The sequence below is a fragment of the Sphingomonas sp. genome, from assembly GCF_039595165.1.
In the GTDB taxonomy this organism is placed as follows: Bacteria; Pseudomonadota; Alphaproteobacteria; order Sphingomonadales; family Sphingomonadaceae; genus Sphingomonas.
Genome location: NZ_JBCNMA010000115.1, coordinates 1 through 10,745, shown reverse-complemented (window position 1 = coordinate 10,745; position 10,745 = coordinate 1). Strand labels below are relative to the sequence as shown.

At 69.0% G+C, this 10,745-nt stretch carries 13 protein-coding genes and 1 tRNA gene; 11 read left to right on the top strand and 3 right to left on the bottom strand.

The features are described from left to right. Positions 1-110 precede the first annotated feature (110 nt). Both ABDV68_RS15515 and ABDV68_RS15510 read left to right on the top strand, forming a co-directional pair. The gene (locus ABDV68_RS15515; RefSeq protein ID WP_343521005.1) at positions 111-1,760 is read left to right on the top strand and encodes a class I adenylate-forming enzyme family protein; all 1,650 of its coding nucleotides are present in this window, start codon (positions 111-113) and stop codon (positions 1,758-1,760) included. Positions 1,761-1,981: 221 nt separating this feature from the next. Next, positions 1,982-2,281, top strand: coding sequence for a GIY-YIG nuclease family protein (locus ABDV68_RS15510; RefSeq protein WP_343521004.1), 300 nt, complete (start codon positions 1,982-1,984; stop codon positions 2,279-2,281). Positions 2,282-2,335: 54 nt separating this feature from the next. Here the strand turns inward: ABDV68_RS15510 and ABDV68_RS15505 are convergent, their stop codons facing one another. Further along, positions 2,336-3,796 (bottom strand): glycerol kinase, encoded by a 1,461-nt coding sequence (locus ABDV68_RS15505; protein WP_343521003.1) that lies wholly within the window; start codon positions 3,794-3,796, stop codon positions 2,336-2,338. Between the two features lie 227 nt (positions 3,797-4,023). Between ABDV68_RS15505 and ABDV68_RS15500 the strand changes: the two genes are divergently transcribed. After that, on the top strand, positions 4,024-5,220 hold the full coding sequence (locus tag ABDV68_RS15500) for an AI-2E family transporter (RefSeq protein WP_343521006.1): 1,197 nt from the start codon (positions 4,024-4,026) through the stop codon (positions 5,218-5,220). A gap of 44 nt (positions 5,221-5,264) precedes the next feature. After that, positions 5,265-5,341, top strand: a tRNA-Asp gene (locus ABDV68_RS15495). Here the strand turns inward: ABDV68_RS15495 and ABDV68_RS15490 are convergent. Next, positions 5,330-5,782, bottom strand: coding sequence for a DoxX family protein (locus ABDV68_RS15490; RefSeq protein ID WP_343521002.1), 453 nt, complete (start codon positions 5,780-5,782; stop codon positions 5,330-5,332). The two genes, ABDV68_RS15495 and ABDV68_RS15490, sit on opposite strands and share 12 nt — an antisense overlap. 51 nt (positions 5,783-5,833) lie before the next feature. Next, positions 5,834-6,223 carry a hypothetical protein gene (locus ABDV68_RS15485; protein ID WP_343521001.1) on the bottom strand — a complete coding sequence of 130 codons (390 nt, stop codon included), beginning with the start codon at positions 6,221-6,223 and terminating at the stop codon, positions 5,834-5,836. A gap of 201 nt (positions 6,224-6,424) precedes the next feature. Between ABDV68_RS15485 and ABDV68_RS15480 the strand changes: the two genes are divergently transcribed. The 7 genes from ABDV68_RS15480 to ruvB all read left to right on the top strand — a co-directional run. Next, complete coding sequence (locus tag ABDV68_RS15480; RefSeq protein WP_294077763.1) at positions 6,425-6,664, top strand: DUF2312 domain-containing protein; 240 nt, start codon at positions 6,425-6,427, stop codon at positions 6,662-6,664. Positions 6,665-6,810: 146 nt separating this feature from the next. Beyond that, positions 6,811-7,137 carry a heavy metal-binding domain-containing protein gene (locus ABDV68_RS15475; protein WP_343521000.1) on the top strand — a complete coding sequence of 109 codons (327 nt, stop codon included), beginning with the start codon at positions 6,811-6,813 and terminating at the stop codon, positions 7,135-7,137. A gap of 153 nt (positions 7,138-7,290) precedes the next feature. After that, on the top strand, positions 7,291-8,034 hold the full coding sequence (locus ABDV68_RS15470) for a YebC/PmpR family DNA-binding transcriptional regulator (protein ID WP_343520999.1): 744 nt from the start codon (positions 7,291-7,293) through the stop codon (positions 8,032-8,034). A 57-nt stretch (positions 8,035-8,091) separates the two neighbouring features. Next, positions 8,092-8,628, top strand: a complete 537-nt coding sequence (locus tag ABDV68_RS15465) for a hypothetical protein (protein WP_343520998.1) — start codon at positions 8,092-8,094, stop codon at positions 8,626-8,628. Then, on the top strand, positions 8,628-9,122 hold the full coding sequence (gene ruvC, locus ABDV68_RS15460; RefSeq protein ID WP_343520997.1) for a crossover junction endodeoxyribonuclease RuvC: 495 nt from the start codon (positions 8,628-8,630) through the stop codon (positions 9,120-9,122). The genes ABDV68_RS15465 and ruvC overlap by 1 nt, the downstream gene beginning before the upstream one ends. Before the next feature lie 68 nt (positions 9,123-9,190). Then, positions 9,191-9,787 (top strand): Holliday junction branch migration protein RuvA, encoded by a 597-nt coding sequence (gene ruvA, locus ABDV68_RS15455; protein ID WP_343520996.1) that lies wholly within the window; start codon positions 9,191-9,193, stop codon positions 9,785-9,787. Next, the coding region (ruvB, locus tag ABDV68_RS15450; protein ID WP_343520995.1) for a Holliday junction branch migration DNA helicase RuvB at positions 9,784-10,745 on the top strand (962 nt) is incomplete at its 3' end. The genes ruvA and ruvB, both read left to right, overlap by 4 nt.

Here is a 10,745-nt window from a genome sequence, read left to right as displayed (position 1 = left end):
GCCCCCCTGCTCTACCTTGCCTGCGCGAGCGCGCAGGCCGACACCATGCGTTGCGGCAGTGCGCTGGTCAGCGTCGGCGACCGGGCCTTCGAAGTACATAGCCGCTCGAGATGGACGAGGTCGCGATTCGCGGCGTGCCAACCCGCGTGTGGAAGAACGCGCCGCCCGATCTCGCCGCCCTGGTCCAGCTGTCGCGCGCGCATGGCGACCGCCTCTTCACCATCCATGAGGACGAGCGCGTCAGCTTCGAGGCGAATTTCCGCGCCGTCGCGCAACTCGCGACGAGGCTGCGGGAGATGGGCGCGAAGAAGGGCGACCGCGTCGCGCTGGCGATGCGCAACCTGCCCGAATGGCCGGTGATCTTCTTCGCCACGGTCAGCCTCGGCGCGATCCTGGTGCCGCTCAACGCCTGGTGGACGGGCGGCGAGCTCGAATATGGCCTGGCCGATTCGGGCAGCAGCGTGCTGTTCACCGACGGCCAGCGCTACGAGCGGATCGCGCCGCACCTCGCCGCGCTGCCGGCGCTGCGCAAGGTGATCGTCAGCCGCGCGCGGGGCGAACTGCCCGCAGGCACGCAGCGGCTGGAGGACCTGATCGGCGCGCCGATGGACTGGGCGGGGCTGCCCGACCTGCCGCTCCCCGCCGATCCCGAACTGGCGCCAGAGGACGACGCGACGATCTTCTATACCAGCGGCACCACCGGCAATCCCAAGGGCGCGCTCGGCACCCATCGCAACCTCGCCACCAACATCCTGTCGAGCGCCTATTGCGCCGCGCGCGCCTATCTGCGGCGGGGCGAGATGCCGCCTCCGCCGCAGCCGCGCGTCGGCCTGCTGGTGATCCCGCTGTTCCATGTCACCGCTTGCTCCGCCAGCTTGATGGGTGCGCTGGCCGCAGGGCATACGCTCGTCTTCATGCGAAAATGGGATCCGGTTGAGGCGATGGCGATCATCGAGCGCGAGAAGGTCAATCTGACCGGCGGCGTCCCGACGATCGCCTGGCAGCTGCTCGAGCATCCCGACCGCCACAAATACGACCTATCGAGCCTGGAGGCGATCTCCTATGGCGGCGCGCCCTCGGCGCCCGAGCTGGTCAAGCGCATCTACACCGAATTCGGCGCGCTGCCCGGCAATGGCTGGGGGATGACCGAGACGATGGCGACGGTCACCCAGCATTCGTCGGAGGACTATCTCAACCGCCCGACCAGCGCCGGCCCGCCGGTGCCTGTCGCCGAACTCAAGATCATGGACCCCGAAGGCGCAGGCGAGCTGCCGCTGGGCGAGGTCGGCGAACTGTGGGCGAGAGGCCCGATGATCGTGAAGGGCTATTGGAACAAGCCGGAAGCGACCGCCGAGTGCTTCGTCGACGGCTGGGTCCGTACCGGCGACCTCGCCAGGCTGGACGAGGAGGGATTCCTGTACATCGTCGACCGCGCCAAGGACATCATCATCCGTGGCGGCGAGAACATCTACTCGTCCGAGGTCGAGGACGTGCTCTACGCCCATCCCGCGGTGACCGACGCGGCGCTGATCGGCATCCCGCACAAGACGCTGGGCGAGGAGCCGGTCGCGGTGGTCCATCTCGCGCCCGGCACGCATGCGAGCGAGGCCGAGCTCCAGGCCTGGGTGCGCGAGCGGCTGGCGGCGTTCAAGGTGCCGGTCGCGGTGCGTTTCGTGAAGGATACGCTGCCGCGCAATGCGAACGGCAAGATTCTGAAGAAGGACTTGAAGGCGCTGTTCGCGGAGGAGGCGGCCGCCTAGCGGTCTCCCATCGTTGTCCAGGCCTAAACCCGCATCGTCATCCCGGCCTTGAGCCGGGACAGGGCTTCTTCTTTTCTCCTCGACCAAAGGAAAGCAGCCCGGCCCCGGGTCAAGCCCGGGGTGACGAAGTGTGGACGCGACCGCTGTGGAATCGGTCCATATCTGACCAATCTCGTCATCCCGGGCTTGATCCTGAGCCGGGTTCACCTTTCACTCCCGAAATGGATCGCGAGACCAAAGGCGGCTGGGTCTACATCATGGCCAACCGCTACCGCGGCACGATGTACACGGGTGTCACAGCCCATCTGGCGACTCGCGTGCACCAGCACCGCACCGGTACCGGATCGGACTATTGTGCCGAACGCGGTTTGCTTCGCCTCGTCTGGGCCGAGTTCACGGACGACATCACCGCGTGCATCGCGCACGAGAAGCGCGTCAAACGCTGGCGTCGCGAGTGGAAGTTCGCGCTGATCGAGCGGGGCAATCCGGATTGGCGGGATCTCTACGACGAACTGGCGTGAAGGCAGCCTTTGTCCCGGCTCAAGGCCGGGATGACCAGGGGGGTGGTCATGGCTCTAGCCAACCACCCCCGCAACCGCCGCCTTCCACCCCTCCAGCCGCGCTTCTCGCGCCGCGGCCTCCATGCCCGGCTGGAACGCCTTCACCGCGCCGCGCATCCCGGCTGCTTCCTCGAGCCCCGAAAACATGCCGCACCCCACGCCCGCCAGCATCGCCGCGCCCAGCGCCGTCGTCTCGGTAAAGCCCGGCCGCTCGACCGTCACGCCGAGCACATCGGCGAGGTCCTGCGCGATCCAGTCGTTGGCGACCATTCCGCCGTCGATGCGCAAGCTCGCCCAGTCGCAGCCGTCGGCGGCGAAGGCGGTCTTCAGGTCGTGGCTCTGGTGCGCCATCGCCTCGAGCGCCGCGCGCACGACATGCGCGCGTGTGCTGGCGAGGCTGAGCCCGCTGATCGCGCCGCGCGCCTCGGGCTCCCACCATGGCGCGCCGAGGCCGGTGAGCGCGGGGACGAAATAGACGCCGCCATTGTCCGCGACCGACCGCGCCAACGCTTCGGTCTCGCCCGCGCTCCCGATCAGCCCGAGCGAATCGCGCAGCCACTTCACCACGCTGCCCGCGACGAACACCGATCCCTCGATCGCATAGGTGCGCCGCCCGCCGAGCTGCCACAGCACGGTCGAGAGCAGCCGGTGCTTGGACACGGGCTGGCGCTCGCCGGCGTTGGTCAGCACGAAGGCGCCGGTGCCATAGGTCGCCTTGGTGTCGCCCTTGGCCAGGCAGGCCTGCCCGATCGTCGCCGCCTGCTGGTCGCCGGCCATGCCGCAGATCGCGATCGAGCCGCCGAACAATGTCGTCTCGCCGAAGCGCCCGGCGCAATCGACGATCTCGGGCAGGGCGGCGCGCGGCGCGCCGAACAGGTCGATGAGGCCATCGCTCCACCCGCCGCTGCCGAGGCCCATGAGGAGCGTGCGCGAGGCATTGGTGGCGTCCGTCACATGCAGGCCACCGGTGAGCTTCCACACCAGCCAGCTCTCGATCGTGCCGATCGCCAGCCGCTCGCCGGCCTCCTTGAGCCGCGGCCAATTGGCCATCGCCCACGCGATCTTGGTGCCGCTGAAATAGGGGTCGAGCAGCAGCCCGGTGCGTGCCTGCACGCCTGGTTCCTCGCCCGCCTCCTTGAGCTGGCGGCAGATCGCCGCGCTGCGCCGGTCCTGCCACACGATCGCGGGCGCCAGCGGCTCGCCGGTGGTGTGGTCCCAGAACACCAATGTCTCGCGTTGGTTGGTGATGCCGATCGCGGCGATCGCGTCCGCGCCGCCCGCCTCCGCCACCATCGCGGCCGCGCAGCGCAGCGTCTTGTCCCAGATCTCGGCAGCGTCGTGCTCGACCAGTCCCGCCGCCGGATAATGCTGCGTGAGTTCGGCGGATTCGCTTCCCAGGCACGTCCCGTCGGGCGCGAACAGCATCGCCCGGGTCGAGGTGGTGCCTTCGTCGATGACCAGCAGTTTCTCACCCATGCCGGGCACGCTAGGGCGGAACGCCATGTGGTTTCAATCCTCCCGCTGGCGGGGAGGATTCCCTTCGAACAGCTGCCGTCAATCGTTGCTCCGGCCGGGATTACGCGAGCGTCAAAATCGCGCTAGAAAGCCACTGGAAAGGCGGACGAAACTTGGTCGAGGGGCAGGGCATCGCAACGGAGCGGGAAGAGGGAGCGGTCTCGCAGCCCGCGCCGCCGCTCGAACCGCTGGTGCCCGCCGCGGCGAGCGAGGCCGAGGCGCAGGACCGCCGCGACCGCCTGCTCGCCGCGCTCACGCTGATGATCGGGGCGGGGCTGTTCCTGGCGCTGCCCTTTGCGCTGCGCGCCGGCTCGCCCTTCTTCCTGCCGCTCACCGCCGCGATCGTCATCGCCATCGCGCTGGTGCCGGTGCTCGAATGGCTCGAGCGCCGCCGCGTGCCCGCGCCGCTCGCCTCGCTCACCTGCGTGCTGCTGTTCCTCGTCGCCGCCAACGCCGCGCTCGCCTCGATCGTGGTGCCGGCGTGGGGCTGGCTGTCGATCCTTCCCGAGCGGATCGACAACATCCAGTCGAACGTGAAGCCGCTGATCGACTTCTACGCCAACCTCGAATCGTTCGTGAACAAGACGATCCAGGATCTGGCTTCGTCGCGCCCGATCCGCCCGGCGGAGACCGCGGCGGAATCGCCGCCACGCTCGATCCTGGAGCTCGCCGCGACATCCGCCCCGGCGGCGTTCATCGAGATGTTCTTCGCGATCCTGGTGATCTTCTTCTTCCTCTCCGGCTGGACCCGGCTGCGGCGCAAGGCGATCACCAGCCGCCACAGCTTCGGCGGCGCGATGGCGACCGCGCGCGTGATCCAGGATGTGGTCGACGACACCTCGGCCTATCTCGGCACGATCACCGCGATCAACGTGTCGCTCGGGCTGCTCGTCGCGGGGGCGCTGTGGCTGATCGGCATGCCGACGCCATTGATGTGGGGCGGCATCGTCGCCTTGCTTAACTACATCCCCTATCTCGGCCCGATCTTCGCGGCGATGCTGCTCGCGCTCGGCGGGCTGATGACCTACCAGGACGTGTGGACGGCGCTGCTGCCCGCGGGGATCATGATCGCCTTCCATCTGATCGAGGCGAACCTGGTGACCCCGCTGATCGTCGGGCGGCGGCTGACGATCAACCCGATCCTGATCCTGATCTCGCTGTCCTTCTGGGGCTGGGTGTGGGGCACGCCGGGCGCGCTGCTCGCGGTGCCGCTGCTGATCATCGTCCAGACCGTTCTCAACGCCGCAGGCAAGCCCGACATCGCCGGATTCCTGTTCGAGCACGGCACGCTGGTGGCGGGCGGAAACCCGCCGCCGCCACGCGCGAACTTCAATCGCGTCGAAGGGGACGAAAGGGCGGTTGACAGCCCCGGACCGCCCGTCTAGGTGCCGCGCTCTCGCAAGGGACTGCGCTACGGCGCGGAGGCCAAGCGGGTGTAGCTCAGTTGGTTAGAGCGCCGGCCTGTCACGCCGGAGGTCGCGGGTTCGAGCCCCGTCACTCGCGCCATCCCTTTCGGGATGCCGCCCCCTTCGTCAGCATCGCATCAAGCGCGAACCTTCCCGCACCGATGGTGGCGGAGATCAGCCCGAACAGCACCAGGGCTGCCGCAGGAAACGCCGGGCGGATGCCGAGCGGCGCGTCGACCATCACCAAGGCGACGACGAAGTTGAACGCGCAGATCAGGCCGGCCCAGCGAGTCGCGAAGCCCGCGATGAACGCCACGCCGACCAGGAACTGCGCCCACACCGACAGCGGCGCCATCAGGCCGGGCATCGCGAATCCCTTGAGGGTCAGGAACTTCTCGAACTCGGCCATGCGCTCGGCGCTGGCGATATTGTCCCACACCCCGAAGATCAGGAACGCGCCCACCACCAGCCGCGTGGCGAGCAGCGCGAGATCCGCGCCGCCCGCGAGTTGCGGCAATGTCAGCCAATCGCGCCTTGCCATTGCTCCATCCCCCGTTTCAGCCCGCGGGAGGCTCCCGCGGGCCTGTGGGGCCTAGGCATAAGCGGGATCGGGCGCATTGCGAAGCGCCAGTATCTGGAGCTCCGCGAACACGCCCACCGCCAGCGCCTGGACGATGACGAAGGCATAGCCCAGCGCATTCGGGCTGACGAAGAAGGCGAGCGTCACGATGCTCGCGATGACCCAGGCGATGTTGAGCGCGATCACCGCGACCACGCCGCCGCGCTTCGGCTTCGCCGCCATCGCCGCGACCAGCGCGAGGAACGGCACGAGGACCATGCCGGCGCCGCGCAGCAGCGGTTCGGGCAGCTCGGTCAGCCCGGCGGTGAAGCCGGCGCCGGTCAGCGCGAGCAGCGCGGTCGCCCCGGTCGCGACGAAATCGAGCGTCAGCGCCTGGCGGATGGTGAGCGGAAAGCGGATCATCTCAAATCTCCTTGCGGTCGATGCGGCGTCTCCGCCGCGGTGCCTGCAATTTCGCCGGCCCGCCGAATCATTCCAATTACGTCGGAGGTAATGGGGCAGGTCATCGCCCGTCCGCGGCTATCCACAGCGATCCGCCGCACGCCCCTTGCACCCCCGCCCGCAGCCGCTAAACGCGCCCGTTCACCATAGATGGAGCGGGGAATGAGCGACTCGATTTCGGCCGAGCAGCTGCGCCTTCTGATCGAGCGGATCGAGCGGCTGGAAGAAGAGAAGAAGGGCATCGCGGACGACATCAAGGACGTCTATGCCGAGGCCAAGGCGACCGGGTTCGACGCCAAGATCATGCGCACCATCATCCGCTTGCGGAAGATGGAGAAGCATCAGCTCGACGAGCAGGACGCGCTGCTCGAGACCTATCGCGCGGCCTTGGGAATGGCGTGATTTCCTTGGGTCAGCTACGCTGACGCGGCACCGGCCAGCTCCGCCACCCGGCCACCCAACGGCAGTATCTATGGGTGGCCGGGTGGGGAGCGGGCCGGTGCCGCAACCCGGATCCGCGAAGCTGATCCGCACAAGGAATTCACCTGATGATTCTCACCACCACCAGCACCGTCGAGGGCCACGCCGTCACGCGCTATCACGGCATCGTGACGGCCGAGGTGATCATCGGCGCGAACATCTTCCGCGACCTGTTCGCCGGCATCCGCGACATCGTCGGCGGCCGCTCGGGCAGCTATGAGCGCCCGCTCAAGGAAGCGCGCAAGACCGCGCTCGACGAGCTCAAGGACGAGGCGCGCGCGCTCGGCGCCAACGGCGTGATCGGGATCGACTTCGATTACGAGGTGATCGGCAAGGGCGGCTCGATGCTGATGGTCTCCGCCTCGGGCACCGCGGTCAGCGTGAGCGGGGCTTGAGCATCCCTGCGCTTCTGCGAAAGCGGGAGCCCAGAGTGACTTCACGCAGCAGCTTGTGACTCTAGGGTCCTGCTTTCGCAGGAGCACGGCTAGGCATTGCACCACGCCCCGCCTCTCGCCTAGAGACGCCACGCAACTCCACAGAGACCGTCCATGGCAGGCCATTCCAAATTCAAGAACATCATGCACCGCAAGGGCGCGCAGGATAAGAAGCGCTCGGCGATGTTTTCCAAGCTCAGCCGCGAAATCACCGTCGCGGCGAAGATGGGCACCCCCGATCCCGACATGAACCCGCGCCTGCGCGCCGCGGTCAATGCCGCCAAGGCGCAGTCGATGCCCAAGGACAATATCGCGCGCGCGATCGACAAGGCGACGAAGGGTGACGGCGAGAATTACGAGGAAATCCGCTACGAGGGCTTCGGTCCCGGCGGCGTGTCGCTGATCATCGAGGCGCTGACCGACAACCGCAACCGCACCGCCACCAACGTGCGCACTGCGGTGAGCAAGAACGGCGGAAATCTCGGCGCCTCGGGCTCGGTCAGCCATGGCTTCGACCGGATGGGCCTGATCAACTATCCCGCAACCGCGGGCGACGCCGAGAAGGTGTTCGAGGCCGCGCTCGAGGCCGGCGCCGAGGACGTGACCTCGAGCGAGGACGGCCATGAGATCTGGACCGCGCAGGCCGACCTGCACGAGGTCGCCAAGGCGCTCGAGCCGATACTGGGCGAGGCCGAGGGCGCCAAGCTAGCCTGGCGTCCGCAGACCATGGTCGAGGTCGACGAGAGCGACGCCGCGACGCTGTTCAAGCTGATCGACACGCTCGACGACGATGACGACGTGCAGACCGTGTGGGGCAATTACGAAGTGTCCGACGCGGTGATGGAGAAGCTGGGCTAGCCGCGCGCCGGTTTCCGCGCGATACCGCTCGCACGACACGCGTTTGCGGAGGGGCCGATGCGCACCATTCTCCTTGCCGGGCTGTCGCTGGCGCTGGCGGCGCCCGCTGCCGCGCCATCGACCGCTGCTCCCGCCGCGCCGGCCAGCCAATGCCGCGCGGGCGAGAAGACGGTCTACGGCTGCCGCTTCGGCAAGGCGCTGGGCAGCGTCTGCGCGGGGCGCGGCACGGTCAGCTACCGCTTCGGTCCGCCGGGCCGGCCGCAGATCGACATCGCCAGCGACCGCGACTGGCGCAACGTCCATCGCGGCGGCGTGGTCGGCGGGGGCGGGGGCTCGCAGGAGCATCTGCGCTTCACCCGCGGTGACCATCACTATCTCGTCTTCTGGGGCGTGGGCGGCCAATATACCGAGATCCCGGGCAAGCAATGGTCGGGCATCCATGTCAGCCGCGGCGGCCGGGATCTCGCGACGCTGCGGTGCAAGAGCAATGCCTGGCCGGTGGAGAATTGGCAGCAGCTGCTCCGCGCCAGCCTGCCACGCCACCTCCGCGACGTGCCCGGCGACACCGATCCGCAGTTCGAAGCCTGGTATTGATGATCATCCTGGGCCTCGACCCCGGCCTCGGCACCACCGGCTGGGGGCTGATCCGCGCCGAGGGCAACCGCCTCTCGCACCTCGCCAACGGCCAGCTCAAGACCGATGCCAAGGCATCGCTGCCGCGCCGTCTCGCGCATCTCGACGGGCAACTCGCGGCGCTGATCGCCGATCATGCGCCTGATGCTGCCGCGGTCGAGGAGGTGTTCGTCAACTCCAACCCGCAATCGACGCTCAAGCTCGCCCATGCCCGCGGCGTGGCGATCGCCGCGGCGGCGCGCGCCGGGCTCGAGGTCGGCGAATATGCCCCGCGGCTGGTCAAGAAGGCGGTGGTCGGCACCGGCACCGCCGAGAAGGCGCAGGTCCATGCGATGGTCGCGCGGCTGCTCCCCGGCGCGAAGATCGCCGGCGCCGATGCCGCCGACGCGCTCGCGGTGGCGATCTGCCATGCGCACCACCTCGCGAGCGCGCGGGCGGTGTCGAGGCTCCCATGACGGCGAAGTAAACGGATAGTTGCCTTTTCCGCTTTCCTCGCTCCCGGCGTTCCGCTTATGTACCGGCCATGATCGCGCATCTCAACGGCCATCTCGCAGCGACCGGCATCGACCATGCGGTGATCGACGTGAACGGCGTCGGCTATCTCGTCGGCGCCTCGGCCAGGACGCTGGCGGCGCTGGGTAGCCTCGGCGAGTTCGTGACGGTGCATACCGAGATGCTGGTGAGCGAGGATTCGATCCGCCTGATGGGCTTCGCTTCGGCCGAGGAGCGCGACTGGTTCCGCCTGCTCACCGGCGTGCAGGGGGTAGGCGCCAAGGTCGCGCTGGCGATCCTCTCGATCCTCTCTCCCGCCGAGGTGCAGACCGCCGTCGCGCGCGCCGACGCCGCGATGATCGCGCGCGCCAATGGCGTCGGGCCGAAGCTCGCCCAGCGCATCGTCAACGAGCTCAAGGACAAGGCCGGCGGCATCGCGCTCGGCGGCGGGGCGGGGGCCGCCGTCCCGGCGAGCGGCGCCGCGAACGACGCGGTCTCGGCGCTGCTCAACCTCGGCTTCAAGCCGGCCGAGGCGAGCGCCGCGGTCAACGCCGCGAGCGACGAGCTGGGCGCCGGGGCGAGCCTCGACGCGCTGGTGCGGCTGGCGTTGCGGAAGGCGGCGAAGTGACCGACCCCGACCGCATCCTCACCGCCGCGCGCCGCCCCGAGGACGTCGACGCCGCGCTGCGCCCCAAGTCGCTCGACGAGTTCGTCGGCCAGCGCGCCGCGCGCGACAATCTCCGCGTGTTCATCGACGCCGCCCGCACCCGCGGCGACGCGCTCGACCATGTCCTGTTCTTCGGCCCGCCCGGGCTCGGCAAGACCACGCTCGCCCAGATCATCGCGCGTGAGATGGGGGTGGGGTTCCGCGCTACCTCCGGCCCGGTCATCGCCAAGTCGGGCGACCTCGCCGCGCTGCTCACCAACCTCGAGGACGGCGACGTCCTGTTCATCGACGAGATCCACCGCCTCGCGCCCGCGGTCGAGGAAGTGCTCTACCCGGCGATGGAGGACCGCGCGCTCGACCTCATGATCGGCGAGGGCCCCTCGGCGCGCAGCGTGCGCATCGATCTGCCGCGCTTCACCCTGGTCGGCGCGACCACGCGCCAGGGCCTGCTCACCACCCCGTTGCGCGACCGGTTCGGCATCCCCGTGCGCCTGCAATTCTACACGGTCGAGGAGCTGACCAAGGTCGTCACGCGCGCCGCCAACCTGCTCGACCTCCACATCGCCCCCGACGGCGCGGCGGAGATCGCGCGCCGCTCGCGCGGCACCCCGCGCATCGCCGGCCGCCTGCTGCGCCGCGTGCGCGACTTCGCCAACGTGCTCGGCGAGACGGTGGTGCACGCCAAGGCCGCCGACGCCGCGCTCACCCGGCTCGAGGTCGACGCGCTCGGCCTCGACGCGATGGACCGCCGCTACCTCATGATGATCGCCGACATCTACAAGGGCGGCCCGGTCGGCGTGGAGACGCTCGCCGCCGGCCTGTCCGAGCCGCGCGACACGATCGAGGAAGTGATCGAGCCGTACCTCATCCAGATCGGCATGATCGCCCGCACCGCCCGCGGCCGCTGCCTCAACGCGGC

What these genes read in the sequence shown, in the direction of transcription:
- ABDV68_RS15485 (WP_343521001.1), bottom strand. Translation starts at nt 6,223, where the DNA reads ATGATCCGCTTTCCGCTCACCATCCGCCAGGCGCTGACGCTCGATTTC.
- ABDV68_RS15515 (WP_343521005.1), top strand. Translation starts at nt 111, where the DNA reads ATGGACGAGGTCGCGATTCGCGGCGTGCCAACCCGCGTGTGGAAGAAC.
- ruvC (WP_343520997.1), top strand. Translation starts at nt 8,628, where the DNA reads ATGATCATCCTGGGCCTCGACCCCGGCCTCGGCACCACCGGCTGGGGG.
- ABDV68_RS15470 (WP_343520999.1), top strand. Translation starts at nt 7,291, where the DNA reads ATGGCAGGCCATTCCAAATTCAAGAACATCATGCACCGCAAGGGCGCG.
- ABDV68_RS15490 (WP_343521002.1), bottom strand. Translation starts at nt 5,782, where the DNA reads ATGGCAAGGCGCGATTGGCTGACATTGCCGCAACTCGCGGGCGGCGCG.
- ABDV68_RS15475 (WP_343521000.1), top strand. Translation starts at nt 6,811, where the DNA reads ATGATTCTCACCACCACCAGCACCGTCGAGGGCCACGCCGTCACGCGC.
- ruvA (WP_343520996.1), top strand. Translation starts at nt 9,191, where the DNA reads ATGATCGCGCATCTCAACGGCCATCTCGCAGCGACCGGCATCGACCAT.
- ABDV68_RS15465 (WP_343520998.1), top strand. Translation starts at nt 8,092, where the DNA reads ATGCGCACCATTCTCCTTGCCGGGCTGTCGCTGGCGCTGGCGGCGCCC.
- ABDV68_RS15510 (WP_343521004.1), top strand. Translation starts at nt 1,982, where the DNA reads ATGGATCGCGAGACCAAAGGCGGCTGGGTCTACATCATGGCCAACCGC.
- ABDV68_RS15480 (WP_294077763.1), top strand. Translation starts at nt 6,425, where the DNA reads ATGAGCGACTCGATTTCGGCCGAGCAGCTGCGCCTTCTGATCGAGCGG.
- ABDV68_RS15505 (WP_343521003.1), bottom strand. Translation starts at nt 3,796, where the DNA reads ATGGGTGAGAAACTGCTGGTCATCGACGAAGGCACCACCTCGACCCGG.